Here is a 24,964-nt window from a genome sequence, read left to right as displayed (position 1 = left end):
TCTGCATGAATCTGCCATTTAATCTGAGTCCTTGGCGAACGAAGCTGCGGCTTCGTAGCGAAGCAAAGGCCCAAGTCACCGCGCGCGGCAGTAGTCGGAAGAAGGCTCCGATAAAGCTTGGCCTACCTATTTTTATGATGATTGTGGCCGTGCTTTGCGGCCTAATCATGGGGCTAGGTTCAATTCAGTACGCTATTTTGATCGTGGCGATCATCGTGGCACCTTTGGTTCTGCTGATGCAATCGACCACCTTGATTGCCTGGTTACTGGTAGTCAGTATGATCGTGGCGGGTTGCCTGCAGTATTTTGCGCGAGTGGAACAGGCGCATTGGATGCCATTTCTGATCTTGGCGGTCATGCTGGCGCGAGTTCCTCTGGACGCAATGCGAGCTGCTAAACCTGGTGAGCGATCAGACGGGGTGGATCTACTTGGTTTCCTGCTTATTGCCTTTGTCGTGCTGGTTTTTGCATCAGCACTAGTCAATAAAAACCCGCCAATGCAGGCATTGGTTGGTGTTAAGCAGTATGTTTTTCCTTTGGCCTTAACCGCAGCTGTCACGTTGGCGGTCGCCCCGCGCGAGTTTTGGTTGAAAGTCTGGCGCAGCATTCCGTGGTTTCTTATCGCTCAGTTGCCTTTGTGCTTGTATCAATACTTGTTTGTTGAGAAAGGGACATCGACGGCATTTGGTGCCACCGGCATTGCTTGGGATGCGGTGGTTGGCAGCTTTGGCGGCAATCCGGAGGGGGGGGGCGCCAGCGGTGCCCTGGCGTTGTTCCTTTGCTTTGGTATCGCAAGCAATCTGGCGTTGCTGCGGAGTCAGCAAATTTCGCCTCGGCTGGCCTGGTTGAGCAATGCCGCTGCCATGGCTTCGATATTTTTAGCGGAAGTTAAGGTCGTCGTTATTTTTCTGCCTCTCGCTTTGCTTATTCTCAATAGGGCGAAGGTCTTGAAGTCGGCAGTCAGTGCTGCTGCTTGGCTATTGGCAACCTTGGCGTTTGTCGTTGGCTTGTTGTTGGTTTATCAAGTATTGCACTACAGTAATAAGCAGACGGGCTCAAAAAGCCTGTCAGAGATATTTGAGTTTGCGACAAAGGCGGAGCAAGATACATATACCTATAATAGGGAGACCGGCGAGTTGAGTCGTACGGGCGCACTTAAGACTTGGAGCCAAGAAAATATCGGACGAGGCCGCCTGGTTGAGTCATTGGTTGGTTACGGGCCTGCGGCAAGCAAAGGATTTAGTTCCATGTTTGGCAAGGGCACAGTGGCGCGGAAGTATGTGTTCCAGTTGCAAACTTCGTCTGCTTCGACGGTGCTTTGGGATCTAGGTGTCGTTGGCGGCGGTTTGGTGGCTGCAATCTTCGTGTTGGCTTTTGTTCGTTCATTGAGCCTTGCAAAGCGGCTTGCGGCTGATCCGCCTTTGTCTGCGCTGGCGGAGTCTTGCGCTGTAGCAATCGCGCTCACTGGCTCTGGCTACCTGTACAACAATGCCAGCGTTAACGTTTCTTCTGTTCAGTTGTTGGCCTCACTGGCCATCGGCATGGTGTTTGTGTTAACTAGGTTCGCTAAAAAACAAGCATTTCTTCCGGCTGTAAGCAGTCAAGTGAAGGTGGTGAAGCGGCAAGTGTTCAGGCCTAGGATTGGTACGTGACGGTGGCTGAAGGGGCCTACTCACGTCAGCGCACTATTAGGAATGCCAAGATTTTTGTGCTGGGCAAGGCTTGCTCTGCCGCACTGAATGTTTTTTGGCTTGGCTTGTTGGTGCGGCTGCTCGACCTTGGGGATTACGCAGTCTATGTGGCAGCTATTGCTACTCTGGAAGCCGGTATTGCCCTGTCGTCCTTCGGCGTGGAATGGCTGCTGCTGCGTTACGTTCCCGAATATGTCGTGCATGGAGATGGCGGGCGCCTGAAGCGATTTATAGGCTTGGCCGTGGTTGTGCGTATTGCAGCGACTTGTCTGGCCGTTGCTCTTGGCATGGCGGTTTTGCATTTCCGGCATCAACCGGCACTGGTCTTTCAAGCGGGTGTCGGCCCCCTGCTAGCTGTGCTTCTGCTGTCTGAGGCCAGCATGCGCTTGCTGCGCGAGAACGCCTTGGAAAGCATGGGTAGGCAAGGATTTACCCAGCTCGGTGTGATGCTGAGAACTGGCTTGATGCTCGTGGCGGCACTCTGGTTCAGCCGGCATGAGAACACGCTCGCCGTGCAGACCTTGCTGACAATCGAAGTTGTCGTCTCGCTGATCACGCTGGCCTATGCAGGCATTGTGGTTGCCATCGCCGTGCGCGATGTTGGTGGTCAACGCGCCGTGTCAATTGAGTGGCGCCCCCCCGCATTTCGAGAGGCATTCAAGGCGGGCTGGAACAACTATCTGAGCAGTTTGATGAGTTTTCCGCTCACGCTACAAGCACTGCTGCTGATGGTTTCCAGCATTGGATCGCCGACCGTGGTTGCGAGCTTTGGGTTCATTGTTCGCTTGGTCGAAATCATGCGCGGCTACCTACCGGGCATGATGTTGATGAATGTTCTTCGGCCCCGGTTTGTTGGCATGTTCGCCCGCTTTAAAGACTTCGTGCCGGTGGCTCGTGAGGCTGCATTGGCCAGTCGTTTGAGTGCACTCACCGTCGCGCCCTTGGTAGGCATTACCGCCTTGTATGGAGATACTTTGCTGAGCCTGGCCTCGGGCGGAAAGATCACTTCCGGCCGCTGGGTGCTAGCCGCCTTCACCATGACGCTGATTGTTCGAGTGCACCGGCAAATTTCGGTGGTTCTGGTCAATTGTGTGGAGCTGAGTGGCCTGCTTCTAAGGGCTGGCCTGTGCGCCTTGGTCGTCTTGCCTTTGTCCTGGTGGTCAGCCTACCAAGGGTGGGCCGTTTGGGGTGCTTTTGCTGTCGTGGTGTGGGACGAGTGCGTCTGGGTTCTGACCATGGTGCTCGGCCTGCGGCGTGCAGGCTATGCCTGGCAAGGCGAATGGCTCTTCATGTTCAAGTTGCTTGGCTGTGCCATGCTGAGCGCTGTTTTGGTTGCTCAACTCCCATTTGAGACCGCAATGTCGGACGTGCTGTATGGCTCACTATTACTGCTTCTTTGCTTTGTGATATTGGTGCTGACGACTCGGAGCTTTCGCCTGCGCGAGTTGGATGTTTTGCGTGGCAAATGAGGCCGACTGTGCTACACGGCCCAGGTTTCGAAAACCTATGAAAAAAGGGATGTGAAATTGGCTGGTGTGATAAAGCCCAAAGTTTTCTGGTGGCATCCAAAGCTGATGGACTATCGCCGGCCGCTTTTCGATCAGGCCTGTGCCGCTTGGGATGTGCATTTCTTGCTATTGGCCGATCCAGGCGCAGAGCTTCGACAGCAGGCAGAAGTAACGGTTTGCGATGGCCCCAAGGACGTTGCTATGCGCCCTTGGCGTTTGACATGGGCTGAAATCAAAACCATGTGGAAAGGGGTGCGGGAGGCCGATGCTGTCATCAGCTCCTTTCTGTGGAATTCATACACGCTTTGTTTGCTGCTGTTTTGCCGGGTCCAGGGCAAGCCGTTGACGGTATGGGAGGAATTGAGTCGCTTCCCCGTCAGCAGGCTGGGGCGTGTGCAAGCCGCGTACTACCGGTTTGCGCAAAAGTATGTGAACAGTTTTTTCACGCTGGGGCAATTGCAACGGAGATCACTATTGTCCATGGGTGCCGATGACGCCAAGATATTCGTTGCCAACGAGTATCCGGGGCAGGTCTATTCGAAGGTGCCACCGCGCCCAATGGACTTGCCTGGTCAGTCATCCGAGCAGCGGATATTGTTTCTCGGCCGCTTGATTCCCGTAAAGGGGGTGGACGTCTTGTTGCGAGCATTTGCTCAGTTGCAGCAAGCGGGGCAGTCTGAACTTGATCTATTGTTGGTTGGCGAAGGCACAGAGCGCGCTGCTTTGCAGGCCTTGGCGCAAGAACTCGGCGTGGCTGAGCGAACCCACTTTCTTGGTGCCATCCATGATCCTGCGCAAAAAAGTTATTTGTTGCGTGAGTGCGCGTTGATGGCGGTGCCCTCGGTGACGCATCAGGGCCGGACCGAGGGTGGGCCCTTAGTCATATTGGAGGCTATGTCTGCGGGGCTGCCAGTGGTGAGTTCCAACGCCGTAGGAAGCTCGGAAGTTTTTGTGCGATTGCTAGACGAGCGGCTGGTTGTTCCACAAGGTGATGTTGGTGCATTGGCGGACGCAATGTGGCTCGTCTTGGGGCAACAGCTGGAGTTTAGGCGAATCTCAGAGATGCGATTCTCTGAAATTCCAGGGCATGATTGGCAATTTTCTATGTTGAACGAATCGTTGGGTTATATTGGTTTTGGAAGTGAGAAATTCAATTGATTTGGTGAAAGTTAAATTAATTATTGTTAATTTAACTTTCATCTTCTGGTGATTCAATGGGTGGCGCGTGATGGTTTCGTGGCTCCAAGTCGTTAAAGTACTCCTGGTTCCCATGGATTGAATGGTGCCTTTGATTTGGATGGGTTATGAATATTCGGTTGCTTTTTTTGATGTATGACTATTTGCCTGCATTTAGACCGGATGTGACGGTCTTGTTTGGCAAGGAGTTGAAGCAACTAGGTATTGGGACGGATCTCTTGGGCCAGGTCTCTGGTGCGAAGTCATTGGTGGAAGCTAAGGCCTGGCCAGCTGGTGAAATATTTGTGTATGGCAGGCAACGCGATGGGTTGCTTGGCCAAATTCTGCGACCTTTGCACGACGTGGCCCTGCTGTTTCGCCTTAAGCCTAAGCACGACGTCATCCAGGTACGAGACAAAATTCGCACCGGCTTGCTGGCTCTAGGGGTGGCGCGGTTGACCGGTCGCAAGATGACGTATTGGATGTCCTTCCCATTCGCGGAGGGGTTCAAACTCAGGGCCCAGCAGGTTGGGGCCAGCCAAGGCTTGGCGAACCAGTTGTTCTATCGCCTTCGGGCCGCGTTTGCGGGTCACATTTATTACCGTTGCTTGGCGCCCAGGGTGGATCACCTGTTCGTGCAAAGCGAGGCCATGCTGGACTTCATGGCCAGCAAGGGCGTGGCGCGCAGCAAGATGACGGCTGTACCCATGGGCGTGGACTTAGCTTTGTTCGCGGCAGGCCAATGTGTGGTGCCGCGGCCGCCGCAGCTGCTCGGACGCAAGGTGTTGGCCTATATGGGCAGCTTGGGGCAATCGCGGCAGTCGGGTTTTTTACTGGAGGTGTTGCGGCGGGTTCGGGTGCAGGAGCCAACAGCGATATTGCTGCTGGCGGGTGATGGCCCTAGCGCAGATGAGCGAGCGTGGGTACGGCAAGCTATTGTCGACAGTGGGCTGGCCGATCATGTGTGGTTGACGGGGTGGCTGCCTCAGGCCGAGGGATTGGCTTTGTTACGCCATGCGGATGTGGGCCTGTCGCCTATTCCCCGTGGCGTTTTGTTTGATGTGTCCTCGCCCACCAAGGCGGCGGAGTATTTGGCTCTTGGCCTGCCTTGCGTTGGCAACGATATTCCTGACCAGAAACTGGTGCTGGAACAAAGCGCTGCAGGGCTATGCGTGGACATGGACGCCCAGGCTTTTGCGGATGCTTGTTTGCAGGTGCTACAAAATGCTGATTTGGCAGCTTCGCTGCGCGCCAAGGGTCCTCCTTGGGTGGCGGCCAATCGCAGCTATCAGGTTTTGGCGCATTCTGTTGCCGCAGTCTACCGTTCGCTCGTTAGGGATTGAATGCTATATGGCCTAGCAGTAGTTTCATTTTTTCTGGAAGTGTTTGTTGCCTTCAATCGGCCTATTTTTGGGGAGTAGGGATATGCGCGTAGTCATCGTTGGCGCCGGCAATGCGGGCTGTGCCCATGCCGCTGAGTTGTCTTTTCGTGGCCATCAGGTCGTTTTGTTGAAGACGTCGAAGTCCATGCATGACGCCAATTTTGAGCGTGTGCTGGAGCGCCAGGGCATCGACGTCATTGACAATCCGCGCCATGGGGAGCGGCGCTTTCAGCCCTTCCACTTGGCTACACGTGACTTGGATGCGGCCTTCTCGACCCGCCCCGACCTCGTGTTTGTTGCCACCCAATCCACCCAGCATGAGGTAATTGCCAAATTGGTCGGTCCTCGTTTGAGCGCCGGGCAATTGGTGGTCGTCAGCCCAGGCTATATGGGTAGTTGCTATTTCCGTAAATACAGCGCCTCCCCCGATGTGATCGTGGCCGAGGGCGAGAGCTTGCCTTTTGATGCCCGTATTGTGGAGCCGGGGGTGGTCAACGTTTTGTGGGAGAACACCCGCAATGCGCTGGCGTTTTTGCCGCGGAGCCGCAGCGACGAAGGTTTGAAGATCGCTCAAGCGTTGTTGCCGCGTTATGTTGCGGCCCGAAGCAATGTGGTTGAGTCGGCGATGCACAACCCGAATTTGATTCTGCATACCGTCGGCACCTTGTTGTCTGCTAGCCGAATCGAGTATTCCCAAGGCGAGTTCTGGATGTATCGGGAGGCGTTCACGCCATCCACCATTCGTTTGATGGAACGCTTGGACGAAGAAAAAAAGGCCATCATTTCCCGGACCAAGGGGGAACCCAGTGCTTATCTGGAGGCCTTCAAGTTCCGCAATGAACAGGACCTGGACATGCCTGCCCTTGACGTTCTCCGCAAGTATGCAAGCGAAGGTGGGCCCAAGGGTCCGACGGATATGACGACCCGCTATGTCACCGAAGATGTGCCAATGGGTTTGGGCCTGATGGCCTCCTTAGGCCTGCGCTTGGGCGTACCGACGCCGGTTTGTAACTCGCTGGTGGTGTTGGCGGGTGCCTTGCTGGGAACCGAGTTTGAGTCGAAGGCGAGGACCTTGGATCAGCTCGGCTTTGCCGGTATGTCGGCGGATGAATTTGTGGCTGTGATCAACGGTTGAGGCGATGAGTTTGATCGATCAATTGGAGAAGGCCTACTACAAATACCGGGCCTATATTCCACAGCGCTTGCTGTATCACCCCCAGTACTTTCAGGTGCTCGCCTTGCAGGCGCAGCGTGCTCAATCACACGATGGATTGCTGCAGCAGCGAAGGGAGCGGCTGCGCGCGATCTTGAGCACTTGTGTGCGCGACGTGCCCTTTTACCGCAGTGAAGTCAAGTTGAGCGCTGTCGAGTTGGCTAACGAAGACCCCTATGCCTTGCTGCGGCAGTTCCCTTTATTGGAAAAAGCCACGGTAATGAGTCGGCAGGCCGAGTTTCGTAATGAGCGATACCGCCTGGGCCGTTTGCATTACGCGACCAGCGGCGGCTCCACCGGCGAGGGAATTGGTTTGTGGCGGAATAAACGCCTTGCTGATATTGAGCGGGCTTTCTTTGCGGCGGAGTGGGGTAGATTCGGCTTTAGCTTTGACAAGTCGCAGTATTTGCGGGTTGGTGCTGACGCGCGTGCAAAGGCCAATGAACCGCCGACGCGAGTTAATGGCAATCGTTTGATGTTGTCGCCCTATCACGTCAACACCGGTCATAGATCAGCCATCCTGGCCGCATTGCGCAGCTTCAAGCCAGCTTATATCCATGCATATCCGAGTGTCGCTGCCGATTTGGCCGACTTATTGGCGGGCGAGGATTTGGGTTTTCAGGTGCGGGCGGTATTGCTGGCCTCTGAGCCTGCGACAGCAGGCCAGTTGAGTTCGATAGTACGAACCTTCGACTGCCCCATCTCCGTCAACTACGGTTTGACCGAGCGCACCAATATTGCCTTTGCGCGGTACGAAAGCGGAAAGCCCTTGCGGTTTCAGTTTGAAGACTTGTATGGGGTGAATGAAAACAGGGTGGTTGATGGCCGGTCTGAGATCGTAGGTACTTCGCTTTGGAATGATGTGACGCCGTTGGTGCGATATTGCACCAAAGATTTCGGCGCCATTGATGACCGCGGTGCCTGCGAATTGATCGAGGGGCGCAGCCAAGAGTTTTTGATTGATCGATTTGGTGGCCGTATTCCGGGTTTGTCTATCGTCATTGATGAGGTGACTTGGGACTTTGTTCGCCTGTATCAGGTTCGCCAACGCAGAGCAGGCGCTATTTCGATTGCAGTGGTGCCACGGGGAGCGGCGATGACCGCCGAGCAACAGCAGTTTGTGCTGAATGCGCAGTTGAAGCGGTGGGGGAGTTTTTTTGATGTTGAGCTGGAGCTGGTGGCAGACATTCCCTTGGGGAAGAACGGCAAGCGGAAACTGGTGCACATTGAGCTGACCGAATAGAAAAAAGGGTGAAGGCGAAGCTGTGAAGAAACCGGGAATTCTGATGGTTGGTACCGCACCAGAGGGAAAAGGCGGCATTGCCTCGGTGGTGTCGGTCTATATAGAGAATGGATTGTTCGAGTCCTTTCCAATTCGCTATATTGCTACTCATAGAGAAGGTAGTATTTTTCAGAAAATTGCTTGCAGTGTCGTTGCATTTTTGAAAATATTCTTCTTGCTTGTGACCGGGCAGGTCGCGGTGCTGCATGCGCAGGTTGCGTCCCATGGGAGTTTCAAGCGTAAGTCAATTTATTTGGCGCTAGCACGGGCCGCTGGGGTGCCGACGGTGTTCCATTTGCATGGTGGCGGATTTCGAAAATTCACTGATGAACTGGCATCTCCTAGATTGCGGAGATGGATTGTTCATACATTGAAAAGAAGCACCTATGTTTTCGGTTTGTCGCAAGCTTGGGTGGAGTATCTAAGGGGCATCGCACCGGGAGCCAAGGTATTGGCGGTGGCCAACCCTGTGCATCTGCCAAACCAGACTTCGCGTGAATCGGAGCAGGCCGGGCGTGTCCTTTTCTTGGGCCGCGCCGATCAGCACAAGGGCGTTTTTGATCTTCTTGAAGCTTTTCGCCAAGTTGTGGATCAGTTGCCGACTGCCAGCTTGGCGATCGGGGGGGACGGTGATTTGACCGCGGTGCGAGAGCGCGTTCAGGCCTTGGGCTTGGGGGAGCGGGTCGAGGTGTTGGGTTGGGTGGCGGGTGAGGCCAAGTTGGCACAGGTAGCGCGTGCTCAAGTGTTTGTGCTGCCGTCCTATGACGAAGGTTTGCCGATGGCAATGTTGGAATCCATGGCTCGTGCCAAGGCAATTGTGGTGACGCCGGTTGGCGGCATTCCTGAGGCTGTGCAGCATGAGCAGCAGGGGTTGCTCGTGCTGCCTGGTCAACCGGATGAATTGGCAGTTGCTCTGCTGCGTTTGCTCAAAGACGATGAGTTCAGACATCGCCTGGGCGACAGGGCGCGGCAGCGAGTTCAAGAGCGATTCAGTACCGATGTGGTGTTGCGGCAGGTGGGCGAGGTCTATCGCGAACTGGGCGTCCCAGAGCGGAACCGTCGATGAGCAGCGCTGAAGCTCAGGGGCGACTAGCCTGGCTCTGGAATCGCTTGCGCTGCATGGCGCCAGCAGAGGTCGCCCACCGGGCAATCTATGCTGTGCAGTCAAAGTCGGCGCGTGTGTTGGGCATAGGTGGTTTGCGTACTGAACCTCCTGAGGTTTTGCGTGATGGCCTTGGCTGGGTCCGTTCCCCTCAGTCACCCGCTGTTGTGGATGCCAACGTCTACATTGCCGAGGCGCAGGCCATTGGACATGGTTCCGTGCGTTTGTTTGCCAGTCACCGATTCGATGTTGGCCCCGCTCCGCAATGGAATCGTTGCCCCTTGACGGGTGTTCTTGCGCCCGCCCGCGCCGCACATTCGATTTCGATCACCGACCGAGCCTTGGTGGGTGACATCAAATACGTTTGGGAGCTGAATCGCCATTTGCATTGGGTGGCGCTCGCGCAGGCTTGGTCACTCAGCGGTGACGCCAGGCATCTGCACGCCTTGGAAGTGCAATTGCGCTCATGGCTGGACCAATGCCCTTACGGCATTGGCCCCAACTGGACCAGCTCCTTGGAATACGCGCTGCGCCTGCTCAATTGGTCGGCGGTTTGGCAGTTGATTGGCGGCTTGGCGTCGCCGCTGTTTGTCGGTGCTGAGGGGCAGGCTTTGCGGCAGCGCTGGTTGGACAGCATCAATCTGCATGTGCGGGCAATCAGCAAGCATTTCTCGCGGCATTCGTCGGCCAACAACCACCTTGTGGGCGAGTTGGCCGGCATTTTTGTGGCCGCGCAAACATGGCCCATGTGGACCAGCTTTGAAGCGCTGGCTAAGCAGGCGCGCTTGGAGTTGGAGCGCGAGGTGCTGCTGCAAGTGGCGCCCGACGGCGTGCTGCGTGAGCAGGCGTTTGAATACGCGACCTTTACCTTTGATTTCTTCCTGGCCGTGGAGCGGGCCGCTGCGGCGGCGGGCGAGCCGATGTCGCAGGCCTATTTGGCCCGTATGCAATCGATGTGCGAGTTCACTGCCGCTATTACCACCGTCAAGGGTGCGGTGCCTCAAGTGGGTGACGCCGATGGTGCCGAGGCTTTCAGGCTGGACCCCCGCCCCGGGCGAGACTGCTTTGCCGCCATGCAGCAAAAGGGCGCCGCGCTGTTCGGTTGCGAGGCCTGGCTACCACGGGAGCAGTTCCGACGCGATGACGTTGCCTGGTTGGATTTTTCGGCAGACGGCGCGCGCTCAGTGAAGGGGCGGGATGGTTTGGCCCAGCGGAAATTGGATTTCCCGGACGGAGGGTATTTTTTGTTTGGCCGGGACCTGGGCGGCTCAAATGAGATTTTGGGGCTGGTCGATGCCGGGCCTTTGGGCTATCTGGGCATTGCCGCGCATGGCCATGCCGATGCTCTGCAAGTGTGGCTATCGGTAGGTGGGCTGCCGGTATTGATCGACCCCGGCACCTACTCTTACTGGGCCGACAAAGAGTGGCGAGACTACTTCCGTGGTACCTCGGCGCACAACACGGTGCGCATTGGCGGGGTTGATCAGTCTTTGAGTGGTGGGCGCTTCATGTGGACGCGCAAGGCGCGAATCGAGAACCGTTCGGTTCAGCGTGGCCTAGGTGGAAGCTTCCGACTCGTTGCGGAACATGATGGCTATTTGCGCCTGGCCGGACGCTTCCGCCATCAGCGGCGCGTGAGGTTTGAACCGCTCGAACGGAGCCTCTTGGTTGAAGATGTGGTGCGTGGGCGATCACCTGAGTTGGTCGAGCTTTTCTGGCATTTCGCGCCTGGTTGGTCTGCCGTGTTGGATGGTAATCAGGTGCTGCTGTCAAGGCCAGGGCAAGCACTCACCTTGCGGGTAGAGGCCGATGTCCCCGGTCGCCTGGAACTGCTGCAGGCACAAACCAATCCGCCGCTTGCGTGGTGTTCGTCTGCTTACAACGAGAAAGAACCTTGCCAAACTTTGCGGTGGTCAGCGAACGCTGCTCAGGTGGACCTCAAAACCTTGATGACTTGGCCAGGTGACGTCGACCGTGCCGGAAGGTGTGGCGAAGACCGTTAATTCAGGGCGCGTACATGGTGACGGTCTTTTGATCAAAGCTCACAGCCGGCCCGCCGTTGATGCTGGCTTTGATGACGGCCCCTGAGACATTCACCGAGACCGGGACGCTTCTGCAGTCCTCTCGAATGACCGTGAGTGAGGCGAGTTGCGTGCTGGCCGATCCTGCCTTGAAGATGGCGCGGAAGTGATTGGGCGCGCCATTCTCGGGCGCAATGGGGAAGCCCGAGGCCGTGCTGATATTGCCTGAGGGGCCGTAAACATCGATGCAGGCCTTGGCGCTGCCATTGCTCACATTGATGGTTGTGGCGTTGAGTGTGGGGGCGGCCAAGGATTGGAAATTGAGCTCCCATTTGCGTGGCGTGGCACTGGTGGCCCAGTCGTAAATCAAGACCACACGCTCGCTTCTATTCATTGCCACGGAGCGGATGGCATTGGTCAGCAAGGGCGTCCAGGTCAAAGCCGAGGGATCGCGGCCTCGGTAGGCCAAGCTGGCATCACCGCTTGTGGCGGCCCATACGCCGTCGTCAAAGTAGTTTGTGATGCGGCCTCGGGCTTCGGTGGCGAACACCGGTTTGCCGGGTGCCGTCGGAGCTTTGCTGGGCTCTGCTTGCCCGATGCCACCGTCAAAAGTCAGCGCGTTCTTGAAGCGGGTGGCGCGCCCGACCAGGGCGTGGTGGGGGCTTTCGTAATAGGGGTAGTAGCCGGCACTGATCAAGAGGTCCTTGCCTTTGGAAACATAGGTGAAGGCATTGTTGTCGGCGTGGGAGTGGTTGAAGCTCCCCAGCGAGCTGGACCTGAAGTAGAGGCTGGACCGCAGTGGATCGGCTGTGGCGGAGTGCATCGCAACCAGTCCGGCGTCTTCGAACACAAAGGAATTTCGGGATGGTTTGACGGGCGTGGGGCGGCTGCTGTCCAAGGCGAGCAGCATGTAGTGCGCAGGAGGCAGTGCGTATTTGGTCTGGACGTTTGTCGCAGACTGCCGCCAGTACCATTCCTGGGCCGAGTCGCGAGTGAGGCCGGCAAGCATGCGATAGCCGTCGAAGCTATTGGAGGTGTAGTTGTTCAGGACTTCCGCGTCATCTCCAAAAGCGCCGCGCAGCCCGTCTGTTGGGGGTGTCATTGCCATGAACTGGTCACCCATTTTGGCGATAGGCTGCCAGTTGGCGAGATTCAAGCCTGTGCAGAGTTTCAATATCGCCAGTTGGCGTGGCAGCGAGCTGAGGGTGTACCAGCCATAGGCGGTGCCATTGCCAAAACCACCGTCAGCGCCGCCCCAGATGCCGATGTGGGTCATCCATGTTTCATAGACTTGGGCGAGCAAGGTCTTGGCTTCGGGAAAGCTGGGGTTGCCTGCTGTGTAGAGCAGGGCTTCGGTGGCATAGGCGACGGCGGTCAGGACGTGCGAGTTATAGGGCGCGGTATCGAGTGCGCTGAATCTGCTGGTCGCTTGTTGCAGTCGAATCTTCAGGGCATCGGTCACGGTTGCAGACTGCGCCGTGGTGAGTTTGCCATCGAGGAAATCCAGGCCCTGGGCCAGTGCCAGAAAGACTTCGCGGTTGGCTTGATCTTGATTCGTTTCACTGGTCACACCATTGGAGTCCCACGCAGCCATGGCGAGCAAGCGAGTCACTGCTGCGTTGGTGTACCTTGAGTCGTTCTTGAGTTTGCCGACGTAGGCCAGGGCCTCAATGGCATTGCGCTCGTCTTCGGCCGCATGCACGATCAGCATGCCGTTCTGAGCGCCCGCAAGCCCAGAGGCGGCAGTGCCTTTGAACTTTGCGTCCGGGTTGTAAATCGTTGTTTGAGCCAAGGCCGTCTCGGCGCGTTTGACAAAGGCGGCGTAGGAGTCCTTGAGTTCACCGTTGGTCGCCAGCGTCACGATGGTCCCGAATCCCGTACCGGTAGGCAAAAGTCTCGGGTGTGCTTTGGCCGTCGCCGCGGCGACGACGGCAAAGGGGGTAGGCAAGGTGTTTTTCTCTGAACCGGCCGCGACCTCAAACCGGCGGGTATCGCTGGTTCTGGTTTTGCCACCCCTGTCCACATAACTGACGTTCCAGGCGTACCTTCCTGCAGGCAGGGAACGGGAGCTGAGCAGCAGGCGCGGAACCCCCAGGCTCCGGGTCTCAATGGCCCCACCTTTGCTGTCCAGCAAGACAAAGGTCCAGGGCTTGCTGGTGTCCCGATTCGCAGGCTGGCTCCATGCGAACACAGGGGTAGGCGTACGGAGAATCGCGCAATCTTTGGGGACCAACCGTTTCGCGGTCCAGACATCAGGCGCTTCGACAAAGTCCTGATTTGCCGTTTCGGTACATGCGTCCGCGGACATGCCAGGCACGCCGGTCCCGGCAAGCCGGATGGGCTGGGGCGTGCTTGATGCGGCCGTCGCTGCCATGTTGTTCGCACTGACCGTACCCGAGGTGGGGGCCGGGCCTGAGACAGACTGAGTGCTGTTTGCTATTGGGCTGCCGCTTACCGTGGCACTGACTTGACCGCTCGATGTTGAGCCACCTCCGGTCGCAACACCTTTTGAGGCGTTTGCTTGAGCGGTGCCTGCAAGGAGCGAGTTGCTGCTTGAACTGGTACTAGCTGATGCGGTGTTCGCTGGCTTGGCGGCTGTGGTCGAAGTCTGGCTCGCACCGGCCGAAGAATCGGCTTTGGAGTTGGCCGCAGTCGTTTTGGAAATTGCGGTTGAGCTCGCCGCATCCGACGCCGCACTGGCGGTACTGTCGGCGCTGGCCGGGCTGCCATCAGCGACCGCGGAGGCTTGTCCGTTGACGCCGACCGCTGCCATCGATTTTTCGAGATTGTCGGTATTGCCGCCGCCGCCGCCGCAAGCACTGACTGCCGTACATGTTGCCAGGACCAAAGAGAGAGGGTGCAAGCGAAGATTGGATGGCGACTTCATTTTGGGGCGGGCTCACTGCTGCGGCTGCGGGGGCTGTTCTGGGGGCGGTGGCGCATGCAAATTGCGGGCGGCATACCACTCGCCAGAAGCTGGTATCGCATACTTCGGCAACTCGGCCCAGTGCTTGAGTCAAACTTTTCCGCAGCGGGAAGTTTGTTCAAACTGTTTGGGGCCGGCCTTTGCGGGGTCTCCGTCTTGCTGGGGCGTCATCTGTGAATGGGCATAGGCCTCACCGTGGCTGCCGCCACTCCTTGACCAGCAGCCCAAAGAAAGCCATGTCCTCGATGAAATAGCGGCGGAACATGCGGCGCGGCTCTTGCAAGAAGCGGTAGAACCATTCCAGCCCGGTCTTTTGCATCCACACCGGCGCGCGTTTGACCTTGCCTGCGGCGACGTCGAAGGTGCCGCCCACGCCCATGGCGAAGGGGATCTTCATGGTGGCCTGGTAGGCGCCCAGGAATTGCTCTTTCTTGGGTGAGCTGATGGCGACGAAGAGCAGGTCGGCACGGGCGTCGGCAATCTGCTGGACGATGGCGCCTTCTTCCTCGGGCTTCCAGTAGCCGTTGCGGTAGCCGGCAAAGACCAGATGGGGGTATTTGGCGGCATAGAGATCGCGCACGCGGGAGACGATGTCTTCCTTGGCGCCGAGCAGAAAGACGCGCCAGCCTTTATCGGCGGAGCGCGCCATCAGCGCTTCGAACAGATCAACGCCGGCCACGCGTTCCTTCAGCGGCCGGCCCAGCAGGCGCGAGGCCCAGACCACGGGCATGCCGTCGGCATTGATGAGGGCGCAGTCATTGATGATCTGGCGCAGCTCGGGGTCTTTCTGGGCCTTGACCAGCTTGTCCACATTGACCACCACATGTTGGTGGGGCTTGCCGCTGGCGATAAAGCCTTCGATGGTCTGCAAGGTGTCTTCCATCGACAGGTTGTCGATGCTGCAGCCCATCATCTGGATGCGGGGGCGAGTGTCGGTCTTGCTCATGCCAGGCGCTCCGCCAGGATGCTGACGATGCGCTCGGCCGATTTGCCGTCCCACAGCTCGGGCCTGCGGCCGCGTTTGCCGCCATTGCGGATGGCGTCCAGCGCCAGGGGGATGATCACGGCGGGGTCGGTACCGGCCAGCACATTGCTGCCTTCGTCGACGGTGATGGGGCGCTCGGTGTTCTCGCGCATGGTGATGCAGGGCACGCCCAGGGCCGTGCTTTCCTCCTGCAGGCCGCCGCTGTCGGTGAGGATGACGAGGGCATCCTTCCACAGATGCAGAAAGGACATATAGGCCTGCGGGCCCATCAGCTCGACGCCTGCGCCCAGATCGATGCCGAACTTCTCGATATTGGCGCGGGTGCGGGGGTGGACGGGGAAGACCAGGGGCAGCTCTTGCGAGACGGCACGCAGCACGCTGGCAATGCGCTCCAGGGCCTCGGCGCTGTCCACATTGCTGGGGCGGTGCAGGGTGACGACGCCGTAGCGGGCGTGGCGGCGCTTGTAGGCATCGCTTTCCAGTCCGCTGGTATCGGCAGTTAGTTTAAGTTTCTCGGCCTGGTAGAGCACGTTGTCGGCCATCACATGGCCGACGTCCCAGACCGCGCCCATGTCCTTGCCTTCGCGCGCCAGGTGCTGGCGGGCGCTGGGCTCGGTGACGAAGAACCAGTCGGTGATGGCGTCGGTGACGAGGCGGTTGATCTCCTCGGGCATGCTCATATCGCCGCTGCGCAGGCCGGCCTCGACGTGGGCCACCGGGACGCAGGCCTTCTTGGCCACGATGGAGCAGGCGGCGGTGGAGTTCACATCGCCGACCACCAGGCAGGCGGCGGGTTTGTCGGTGGCGATCAGGGCCTCGTAGGCTTGCATGATCTTGCCGGTTTGCTCGGCGTGGCTGCCGCCGCCGCAGCCCAGGCGCACATCGGGGGCCGGGATGCCCAGCTCCTCGAAGAACACCTCGTTCATATCACGGTCGTAATGCTGGCCGGTGTGGATGATCTTCCAGGCCAGGCGGCCGTCGGCCTGCAGGGCCCGCACGATGGGCGCGATCTTCATGAAGTTGGGGCGCGCGCCGGCGATGAGGTGGATGCAGGGTCGAGTCATCGGTTGGGGTCTCAGCAAGGGTTCGAACGGGGGGCGCATTGGGGCAAGGGCAAAGAGCCCAAGCACCGGAGCGATTTGCAGGCAATTCTATGGGGGGCTTACCCGCTGGATTTGTGTCAAAGCGTGGGCTCGGCCGAGGCGAGGATTCTTCACCCTGTCATTTTCCCTGCGTATGCTTTTGCAAGCCGTGTTGAGCGTCACACCTGAATAGGTGGGCAGGCCTTTTGCAGGCACTATTTACGCAGGAGACTGGGAGAGAATGCTGCAGCGCCGAGCGTGCGGGCCGAGCGCCCGCAAGTTTCGTCGGCGCTACATCACCAAAGCCTGACTGAGGCTGAGGGTGTGAGCAAGGGGCGGGTTCGCCCAAGGACATCGATTCGGAGAGATTGCGTGAAAGTTCTCATTACCGGCGCGGCCGGTTTTATCGGCATGCATGTGGCTCAGCTTCTGCTGGCGCGCGGCGATCAGGTGGTGGGCCTGGACAATCTGAATGACTATTACGACCCGCAGCTCAAGCTGGACCGTCTGGCCCGCCTGACGCCGCTGCCGGGCTTCCGCTTCGTCAAGCTGGATGTGGCGGACCGTGCCGGCATCGAGGCCTTGTTCAAGGCCGAGAAGTTCGACCGCGTTGTGCATCTGGCCGCCCAGGCCGGTGTGCGTTACTCGATCGAGAACCCGCATGCCTACATCGAGAGCAATATCGTCGGCTTCACCAACATCCTGGAAGGCTGCCGCCACAACCAGGTCGAGCATCTGGCCTATGCCTCCAGCTCCAGCGTCTATGGCGGCAATACCTTGATGCCCTTCTCGGAACATCACAGCGTGGATCATCCGGTGAGCCTGTACGCGGCCACCAAGAAGGCCAATGAGTTGATGGCCCATACCTATAGCCATCTGTTCCGCCTGCCCACCACGGGCCTGCGCTTCTTCACGGTCTATGGGCCCTGGGGCCGGCCGGATATGGCCTTGTTCCTGTTCACCAAGGCCATCATCGAAGGCCGCCCCATCAATGTGTTCAACCACGGCCAGATGGTGCGCGATTTCACCTATGTGGACGATATCGCCGAAGGCGTGGTGAGGGTGCTGGACCGCGTGGCCACGCCCGAGCCCGGCTATGACGCGATGAAGAGCGACCCGGCGCATTCCAACGCGCCTTACCGCGTCTTCAATATCGGCAACCATGCGCCCATCCAGCTGATGGCTTTCATCGAAGCCATCGAACAGGCCGTGGGCAAAGAAGCGCTCAAAAACTTCATGCCCTTGCAAGACGGCGATGTGCCCGCCACCCATGCGGATGTGGAAGAGCTGGCGGCCTGGACCGACTTCCGCCCCGCCATGCCGGTGCCGGATGGCGTGGCCAGGTTTGTGGCCTGGTATCGCGACTATTTCAAGGTTTGACGCTGCGTTGGCTTGCGCCTCGCTGGGCTGATTGAAGTGTATTCGTTTGAGTAAAGAGGGTTTCAGGGAATGAAAGTTACCGCCATTGGTACGGGTTATGTTGGCTTGGTGACGGGTGCCTGCCTGGCCGAGATGGGCAACCATGTGGTTTGCCTGGACGTCAACGCGGAGAAGATCCGCATCCTCAACGACGGCGAAATCCCCATTCACGAACCCGGCCTGCTGGAGGTGGTGCGCCGCAATGTGGCGGCGGGCCGCCTGCAGTTCACCACCGACGTGGACCTGGCGGTGAAGCACGGCACCATCCTCTTCATCGGCGTGGGTACGCCGCCCGATGAGGACGGCTCGGCCGATCTGCAATACGTGCTGGCGGCCGCGCGCTCCATCGGCCAGCGCATGACCGACTACAAGGTCATCGTGGACAAGAGCACGGTGCCCGTGGGTACGGCCGACAAGGTGCGCGCCGCCGTGGGCGAGGAGCTGGCCAAGCGCGGCCTGAGCGAGATGGCCTATGCCGTGGTCTCCAACCCCGAGTTCCTGAAAGAGGGCGCGGCGGTGGAGGACTTCATGAAGCCCGACCGCATCATCGTCGGCAGCGAGGACGAGCAAGCCACCTTGCTGATGCGCGCCCTCTACGCGCCCTTCACCCGCAATCATGACCGCCTGGTGGTGATGGATCTGCGCAGCGCCGAGTTCACCAAGTACGCGGCCAATGCCATGCTGGCCACCCGCATCAGCTTCATGAACGAGATGGCCTTGCTGGCCGAGAAGGTCGGCGCGGATATCGAGTTAGTCCGGCGGGGCATCGGCTCCGACCCGCGCATCGGCTACAGCTTTTTGTACGCCGGCGCGGGCTATGGCGGCTCCTGCTTCCCCAAGGACGTCAAGGCCTTGATCCAGGCCGCGCAAGGCGAGGGCATTCCGCTGCGTGTGCTGACTGCGGTGGAAGAGGCCAATGAGCGGCAAAAGATGCTGCTGGTGGACAAGGTCACCGCGCGCTTTGGCGCCGACCTGAGCGGCCGGCATTTCGCCGTCTGGGGCCTGGCTTTCAAGCCCAATACCGACGATATGCGCGAGGCCCCGGCCCTGGTGATCGTGCAAGCCTTGCTCAAGCGCGGGGCCACCCTCACCGCCTACGACCCGGTGGCCATGCCCGAGGCGCGCCGGCTCCTGGCCAAGGAGCTGGCCTCCGAGCGCCTGCGCTTCAGCGAACGTGCGGACCAGGCTCTGGAGGGCGCGGACGCCTTGCTGCTGGTGACGGAGTGGAAAGAGTTCAAAAGCCCCGACTTTGATCAGATCAAGTCCAGCCTCAAGCAGCCTGTGGTGTTTGACGGCCGCAACCAGTATGAGCCTGCATTGATGAAGGCCTTGGGGATTGAACATTGGGGGATTGGGCGGGGGCGGAACGACTGCCTGTGATGGTGTTGGATTTCTTGCTGGATTGATAAAAACTAGATTGATTGGGGATGAGGTATTGCTCCCGCCAAGCTGAGCGCGTTGCGTCATGACGGACATCGAGGAGCCCGTGTGCTGAAGATTGCGAAGAGTCTCTACAAGGCCACCCGACAGAATGGGAGAGTATTTGGTGTCAGGAGTGGAACCGTTTTTGCGCTGCGTTCGCTGCGTAATTTCTGGTATTTTTGGTCGAATAAAAAAATATGGGCGCTTTCTTTGTGCCTGGAATTCTTCGATGCGGGTGATCCGGGAAATTTCCTGCACCATCTGACGACCAAGAAGTATTTGAACGGTGAGTTCTCGGTGGACCAGCGGATTGAATATGCATTCAATCATTTTCTGGTGGATGACCAGGCTTTTGACGCCAGCTATAAATCAGCGATTTACGGTGGCGATGGTTTGGTGCTGTGGGAGAAGAATGTTGAGGGTGTGAATTTCCAGATGTGTTTGCGCCGTGGGTCGATCAAGATTCCGGAAGGCGAGTTAGCGGTGTATTTCTTTGCCGACCAGGATCGCCTGCACAGCATTTCCTTCAGCTGGATCTGCGTGCATGGGGAGCAGGGTGAGCAGGAGGTTCGCCCCTATATCACCCGGAATCAGGCCCGCTGGCGTCAGGACACCGAGCCGCTGGAGAAATTCGAGCGCGCGTTTCCGCAGAATTCACCTTCGTACTTCTGCTATGCCGCGTTGCAAGGCCTGGCCTTGGCCATGGATGCGTCCAGGGTCATGGCAATTCGCGGTGTCGATCAATGTTGCTACGACCCCAATGACGTGAAGCATTTTGCCAATGCTTACGACGCGTTTTGGACCGTGCTGGGCGGAACCGATTCCCATGCCCTGGGATTTGAAATACCCGTGCCGTTCTTGATGAAGCCCTTGAGTGAGGTCTCAAGCAAGCACCGCAAGCGTGCCGCCACCCGGCGCGCTTTCTGGCAGGAAATCGAGAGCGCAGCCAGGGCGACCTTGGCCTCTCACCGTCGCGGTATGCCTGTTTTTAGTCGCTAGGAGTTCAAGCAAAAGTACTTGCTTGCGCGAGCAGGGGTGCCTTCGCATCCTTCTCCGCCAACAAGGGGGGGACGCCCTCATCCGGCCATTGGATGCCAATGGCCGGATCGTCCCAGCGCACGCAGGCTTCAGAATGCGGCGCGTAAAAGTCCGTGGTCTTGTACAGAAAGTCCGCCGACTCGCTCAGCACCAGGAAGCCGTGCGCAAAGCCCGGCGGCACCCAGAGCTGGCGGTGATTGTCTTCACTCAACTCCACCCCGGCCCAGCGGCCGAAATTGGGACTGGAGCGGCGCATATCGACCGCCACGTCAAAGACCGCACCCTTCACGACACGGACCAGCTTGCCCTGGGTGTGCGGGGCCAGCTGGTAATGCAGGCCGCGCAGCACGCCACGCGCCGAGCGCGAGTGGTTGTCCTGTACAAAGCGGATCTCTTGCCCCAGAGTCTGGTTGAAGACTTGCTCGTTCCAGCTCTCGGTGAAGAAACCGCGCGCATCGCCGAACACACGGGGTTCGACGATGAGGACCTCGGGCAGCTTGGTGGGCGTGAGCTTCATCGTCAGAAGGCTTTGTCGGCCAGCAGCTTTTGCAGGTACTGGCCGTAGCCGTTCTTGGCCAGGGGCTGGGCCAGGGCGGCCAATTGCTCGGCCGTGATCCAGCCAGCGCGGAAGGCGATTTCCTCCGGGCAGGCGACCTTGAGCCCTTGGCGCTTTTCCAAGGTGGCGATGAACTGGCCGGCTTCCATCAAGCTGTCGTGCGTGCCCGTGTCCAGCCAGGCGTAGCCCCGGCCCATGATTTCGACCTGCAGCTGCTCTTGGCGCAGGTACTGGGCGTTGACGTCGGTGATCTCCAATTCGCCACGTGCGCTGGGCTTGATATTGGCGGCGATATCGCAGACCTGCTCGTCGTAGAAGTACAGGCCGGTGACGGCGTAATTGCTCTTGGGCTGGGCGGGTTTTTCTTCGATGGACAGGGCTTTCTTGTCGGCATCGAAGTCCACCACGCCATAGCGCTCGGGGTCGGTCACGTGGTAGGCGAAGACGGTGGCGCCGGTTTTTGTTTCGCTGGCGTGGTTCAGCAGACCTTGGAAATTATGACCGTAGAAGATGTTGTCGCCCAGGACCAGGGCGCTCGGCGCACCATCGATGAAGTTTTTGCCCAGGATGAAGGCCTGGGCCAGGCCGTCGGGGCTGGGTTGTACGCAGTAGCCGATATGGATGCCCCAGCGTGCACCGTCACCCAGCAAGGCCTCGAAGCGCGGCAGGTCTTGTGGCGTGCTGATCAGCAAGATGTCGCGGATGCCGGCCAGCATCAGGGTGGCCAGCGGGTAGTACACCATGGGCTTGTCGTAGACCGGCAGCAGTTGCTTGCTGATAGCCAGGGTGGCGGGGTGCAGCCGGGTGCCGGAACCTCCGGCGAGGATGATGCCTTTGCGGTTTTTGCTCATGGTTTTCTCCCTAGAGAATTTCGGTCAACATACGCTCCACGCCGGGCTGCCAATGCGGTAGGCGCAGGCCAAAGGCCGCTTGCAGCTTGGCCGTGGACAGGCGGGAGTTCAGGGGGCGCTGGGCAGGCGTGGGGTAGTCGCGGGTAGTGATGGCCAGCACCTGATCCGGCGCCACGCGCAAGACCTGACCCCGGCTGCGGGCGAACGCGATCACATGCCGCGCGTAGGCATGCCAGCTGGTTTCGCCGCTAGCCACCGCGTGATAGGTGCCGCTGAGTTCGGGCCGAGCTCGCGCTGGTGCGAGCATCTGTGCCGTCAGGTCGGCCAGGAGATCGGCACCCGTGGGCGCGCCGATCTGATCGGCGATGACCTTGAGTTGTTCCCGTTCTGCCGCCAGGCGCAACATGGTCTTGGCGAAGTTGCCGCCGCGCGCGGCATAGACCCAGCTGGTGCGCAGGATCAGGTGTTGGCAGCCGCTTTCGCGTATGGCCTCTTCGCCTTGCAATTTGCTGCGACCGTAGACGCTCAAGGGGCCGGTGGCCGCGTCTTCGCTGCGAGGTGCGTCACCGCTGCCGTCAAACACATAGTCGCTGCTGTAGTGAATCAGCAAGGCGCGTGAGCGTTTGGCCTCCTGGGCCAGCAGGCCGGGTGCATGGGCGTTGATGGCCAGGGCCAGGTCTTGCTCCGACTCGGCCTTGTCCACCGCCGTGTAGGCCGCGGCATTGACGATGATTTGGGGGGCGACTTCGCGGACCTTGGCCTGCAGCGCCTGCGCGTTGGCGAGGTCGGCACCCTCGCTGCGGTCCAGCGCGATCAGCTCGCCCAGCGGCGCCAGGGCGCGTTGCAGCTCCCAACCCACTTGGCCGTTCTTGCCCAGCAAGAGAATCTTCATGCTTGGTATTGCTGGGCCACCCAGTCGCGGTAGGCGCCGCTTTGCACGCGCACCACCCACTCGGGGTGGTCCAAGTACCACTGCACCGTTTTGCGAATGCCCGTGGCAAAGGTCTCGGCGGGGCGCCAGCCCAGTTCACGCTCGATCTTGCGGGCGTCGATGGCATAACGCCTGTCGTGGCCGGGGCGGTCTTTGACGAAAGTGATCAGACGCTTGTAGCTGCCCGCTGCATCGGGGCGCAGCTCATCGAGAAGCTCGCAGACGGTGTGCACGATCTCCAGATTGCTCATCTCGTTCCAGCCGCCGATGTTGTAGGTCTCGCCCACGCGGCCGCCCTGGAGCACGGCGCGGATGGCGCTGGCGTGGTCGCTCACAAACAGCCAGTCCCGCACATTCTTGCCGTCACCATAGATGGGCAGGGCCTTGCCCGCCAGGGCGTTGACGATCATCAGCGGGATCAGCTTCTCGGGGAAGTGATAGGGCCCGTAGTTATTGCTGCAATTGGTGGTCAGCACCGGCAGGCCGTAGGTGTGGTGCCAGGCGCGCACCAGGTGGTCGCTGGCGGCCTTGCTGGCCGAGTAGGGGCTGTTGGGCTCGTAGGTCTTGGTCTCGGCAAAGGGCGGGTCTTGCTCGCTCAAAGAGCCGTAGACCTCGTCGGTCGACACATGGTGGAAGCGCCATGCAGCCTTGTCGACATCGCCGAGGCCGCTCCAGTAGGCGCGCGATGCCTCCAGCAGCGTGTAAGTGCCTTCGATATTGGTGCGCATAAAGGCGCCGGGGCCGCTGATGGAGCGGTCCACATGGCTCTCCGCCGCGAAGTGGATCAGGGCGCGCGGCCGGTGCTGGCTCAGCAGCTGATCCACCAAGGCGCGCTCGCAGATATCGCCCTTCACGAAAGTGTGGCGGGCATCGCCTTGCAGCGAGGCGAGGTTTTCCAGATTGCCGGCATAGGTCAGCGCGTCCAGGGTGACGATGGGCTCATCCGAGGATTTGAGCCAGTCGAGCACGAAATTGCTGCCGATGAAGCCGGCGCCGCCGGTGACGAGGAGAGTCATATTTTGCGCGCCTCAAGAAGGACAAATTACAGGCGCCAGACCCGCAGGCCGGCGGCCTCCAGCGCCTGCTGGTCAAAGGCGGCCTTCACGTCGATGAAGGCGCCGCCCGCCACGACCTTGCCCGCCAAGTCAGCCGCACTCAAAGCCTTGTAGCTCTTGTGCGCAACCGCCGCGACGATGGCATCCGCCTTGGGCAGCTCGGCCCATTTGACGGGACGCACACCGTATTCGTGCACGGCTTCATCGGCATCGGCATCCGGGTCGGTGACGATCACGTCCACGCCATAGGTTTGCAGCTCGTGGATGATGTCGATGACCTTGGAGTTACGCAGATCGGCGCAGTCTTCTTTGAAGGTCAGGCCCAGCACATTGACCTTGGCGCCCTTGATGGGGCTGCCGGCGGCAATCATCTGCTTGATGGTCTGCTCGGCGATGAACTTGCCCATGCCGTCGTTGATGCGGCGGCCGGCCAGGATGACCTGCGGGTGGTAGCCCAGCATATCGGCCTTGTGGGTCAGGTAGTAGGGGTCCACGCCGATGCAGTGGCCGCCCACCAGGCCTGGCTTGAACTTGAGGAAGTTCCACTTGGTGCCGGCGGCTTCCAGCACCTCGGAGGTGTCGATGCCTATCTTGTCGAAGATGATGGAGAGCTCGTTCATCAGCGCGATATTGAGGTCGCGCTGGGTGTTCTCGATCACCTTGGCGGCCTCGGCCACCTTGATGCTGGCAGCGCGGTGCACGCCGGGCTTGATGATGCGCTCGTAGACCTTGGCGACGGTGTCCAAAGTCTCGGGCGTGTCGCCCGAAACGATCTTGAGGATCTTGGTCAGCGTGTGCTCTTTATCGCCCGGGTTGATGCGCTCGGGCGAGTAGCCGACGAAGAAGTCGGTCTTCCACTTCAGACCGGACTCGCGCTCCAGCACCGGGATGCAAACCTCTTCGGTGGCGCCGGGGTAGACGGTGGACTCATAGACGACGATGGCGCCCTTTTTGAGATTGCGGCCGACGCTGGTGCTGGCGCCCACCAGGGGGCGGAAGTCGGGGATATGGGCTTCGTCCACCGGCGTGGGCACGGCCACGATGATGACGTCGGCTTCGGCCAGGCAGCGCGGGTCGCTGCTGTACTCGGCGAAGGGTGAGTGGCTCATCTCCTCATCGCTCAGCTCGCGCGAGGGGTCGGTGCCGGCCTTGCATTTGTCAACCTTGTCCTGGGCGATGTCAAAGCCTATGCAGCGGCTGTGCTTGCCAAACTCGACCACCAGGGGCAGGCCCACATAACCCAGACCAACGACGGCTAAAACGCTCATGACAATTCCTTGCGAGGATGATTTTCTAATGGGTAAAAACGGCTGACAAAATCCGC

19 protein-coding genes are annotated in these 24,964 nt (G+C 59.3%); 11 read left to right on the top strand and 8 right to left on the bottom strand.

What is annotated here, in order from left to right; all coding sequences use genetic code 11:
* Positions 1–5: 5 nt before the first annotated feature.
* The 8 genes from HNP55_RS04055 (at position 6) to HNP55_RS04020 (ending at position 11,357) form a co-directional block, all read left to right on the top strand.
* Positions 6–1,652, top strand: a complete 1,647-nt coding sequence (locus tag HNP55_RS04055; protein ID WP_184296381.1) for a hypothetical protein — start codon at positions 6–8, stop codon at positions 1,650–1,652.
* The gene (locus HNP55_RS04050) at positions 1,649–3,160 is read left to right on the top strand and encodes a hypothetical protein (RefSeq protein ID WP_184296379.1); all 1,512 of its coding nucleotides are present in this window, start codon (positions 1,649–1,651) and stop codon (positions 3,158–3,160) included. Before HNP55_RS04055 ends, HNP55_RS04050 begins: the two co-directional genes overlap by 4 nt.
* 51 nt (positions 3,161–3,211) lie before the next feature.
* Positions 3,212–4,357: a glycosyltransferase gene (locus tag HNP55_RS04045; protein ID WP_184296377.1), complete on the top strand. Its 1,146-nt coding sequence runs from the start codon at positions 3,212–3,214 to the stop codon at positions 4,355–4,357.
* 146 nt (positions 4,358–4,503) lie between these two features.
* On the top strand, positions 4,504–5,718 hold the full coding sequence (locus HNP55_RS04040; RefSeq protein ID WP_184296375.1) for a glycosyltransferase: 1,215 nt from the start codon (positions 4,504–4,506) through the stop codon (positions 5,716–5,718).
* 82 nt (positions 5,719–5,800) lie between these two features.
* The gene (locus HNP55_RS04035; protein ID WP_184296373.1) at positions 5,801–6,892 is read left to right on the top strand and encodes an NAD/NADP octopine/nopaline dehydrogenase family protein; all 1,092 of its coding nucleotides are present in this window, start codon (positions 5,801–5,803) and stop codon (positions 6,890–6,892) included.
* A gap of 4 nt (positions 6,893–6,896) precedes the next feature.
* A complete protein-coding gene (locus HNP55_RS04030; protein ID WP_184296371.1) occupies positions 6,897–8,213 on the top strand; it encodes a hypothetical protein in 1,317 nt (438 codons plus the stop codon).
* A 22-nt stretch (positions 8,214–8,235) separates the two neighbouring features.
* Positions 8,236–9,318 carry a glycosyltransferase family 4 protein gene (locus HNP55_RS04025; protein ID WP_221439434.1) on the top strand — a complete coding sequence of 361 codons (1,083 nt, stop codon included), beginning with the start codon at positions 8,236–8,238 and terminating at the stop codon, positions 9,316–9,318.
* A 203-nt stretch (positions 9,319–9,521) separates the two neighbouring features.
* Positions 9,522–11,357: an alginate lyase family protein gene (locus HNP55_RS04020; protein ID WP_348648653.1), complete on the top strand. Its 1,836-nt coding sequence runs from the start codon at positions 9,522–9,524 to the stop codon at positions 11,355–11,357.
* A gap of 1 nt (position 11,358) precedes the next feature.
* Here the strand turns inward: HNP55_RS04020 and HNP55_RS04015 are convergent, their stop codons facing one another.
* The 3 genes from HNP55_RS04015 to wecB all read right to left on the bottom strand — a co-directional run bounded on the left by HNP55_RS04015 (position 11,359) and on the right by wecB (position 16,350).
* Positions 11,359–14,238, bottom strand: a complete 2,880-nt coding sequence (locus HNP55_RS04015) for a DUF4962 domain-containing protein (protein WP_221439433.1) — start codon at positions 14,236–14,238, stop codon at positions 11,359–11,361.
* Positions 14,239–14,491: 253 nt separating this feature from the next.
* A complete protein-coding gene (locus tag HNP55_RS04010; RefSeq protein WP_246448125.1) occupies positions 14,492–15,247 on the bottom strand; it encodes a WecB/TagA/CpsF family glycosyltransferase in 756 nt (251 codons plus the stop codon).
* A complete protein-coding gene (wecB, locus tag HNP55_RS04005) occupies positions 15,244–16,350 on the bottom strand; it encodes a non-hydrolyzing UDP-N-acetylglucosamine 2-epimerase (protein ID WP_184296363.1) in 1,107 nt (368 codons plus the stop codon). Before wecB ends, HNP55_RS04010 begins: the two co-directional genes overlap by 4 nt.
* A gap of 390 nt (positions 16,351–16,740) precedes the next feature.
* Here wecB and HNP55_RS04000 point away from each other — a divergent pair, with 390 nt between their 5' ends.
* From HNP55_RS04000 to HNP55_RS03990, 3 genes are all read left to right on the top strand, one after another.
* Positions 16,741–17,748, top strand: coding sequence for an NAD-dependent epimerase/dehydratase family protein (locus HNP55_RS04000; protein WP_184296361.1), 1,008 nt, complete (start codon positions 16,741–16,743; stop codon positions 17,746–17,748).
* 69 nt (positions 17,749–17,817) lie between these two features.
* Entirely contained in the window at positions 17,818–19,167 is a 1,350-nt protein-coding gene (locus tag HNP55_RS03995) for a UDP-glucose dehydrogenase family protein (protein WP_184296359.1), read from the top strand.
* A 108-nt stretch (positions 19,168–19,275) separates the two neighbouring features.
* Complete coding sequence (locus HNP55_RS03990) at positions 19,276–20,208, top strand: DUF535 family protein (RefSeq protein ID WP_184296357.1); 933 nt, start codon at positions 19,276–19,278, stop codon at positions 20,206–20,208.
* A 4-nt stretch (positions 20,209–20,212) separates the two neighbouring features.
* Here HNP55_RS03990 and rfbC read toward each other — a convergent pair whose 3' ends face one another.
* Genes rfbC through HNP55_RS03965 form a run of 5 tightly spaced genes read right to left on the bottom strand, consistent with a single transcriptional unit; the run spans position 20,213 to position 24,908 of the window.
* A complete protein-coding gene (gene rfbC, locus HNP55_RS03985) occupies positions 20,213–20,764 on the bottom strand; it encodes a dTDP-4-dehydrorhamnose 3,5-epimerase (RefSeq protein WP_184296355.1) in 552 nt (183 codons plus the stop codon).
* A gap of 2 nt (positions 20,765–20,766) precedes the next feature.
* Positions 20,767–21,654: a glucose-1-phosphate thymidylyltransferase RfbA gene (rfbA, locus tag HNP55_RS03980; protein WP_184296353.1), complete on the bottom strand. Its 888-nt coding sequence runs from the start codon at positions 21,652–21,654 to the stop codon at positions 20,767–20,769.
* Between the two features lie 10 nt (positions 21,655–21,664).
* On the bottom strand, positions 21,665–22,546 hold the full coding sequence (rfbD, locus tag HNP55_RS03975) for a dTDP-4-dehydrorhamnose reductase (protein ID WP_184296351.1): 882 nt from the start codon (positions 22,544–22,546) through the stop codon (positions 21,665–21,667).
* Positions 22,543–23,601: a dTDP-glucose 4,6-dehydratase gene (gene rfbB / locus HNP55_RS03970; RefSeq protein ID WP_184296349.1), complete on the bottom strand. Its 1,059-nt coding sequence runs from the start codon at positions 23,599–23,601 to the stop codon at positions 22,543–22,545. The genes rfbD and rfbB overlap by 4 nt, the downstream gene beginning before the upstream one ends.
* A gap of 26 nt (positions 23,602–23,627) precedes the next feature.
* On the bottom strand, positions 23,628–24,908 hold the full coding sequence (locus HNP55_RS03965; RefSeq protein ID WP_184296346.1) for a nucleotide sugar dehydrogenase: 1,281 nt from the start codon (positions 24,906–24,908) through the stop codon (positions 23,628–23,630).
* Positions 24,909–24,964: the final 56 nt, after the last annotated feature.

This window comes from Roseateles oligotrophus (genome assembly GCF_014204525.1).
Classification (GTDB): domain Bacteria; phylum Pseudomonadota; class Gammaproteobacteria; order Burkholderiales; family Burkholderiaceae_C; genus Paucibacter_A; species Paucibacter_A oligotrophus_A.
The sequence above is the reverse complement of the archived record's forward strand: the minus strand, read 5'-3'. Positions and strand labels throughout refer to the sequence as shown.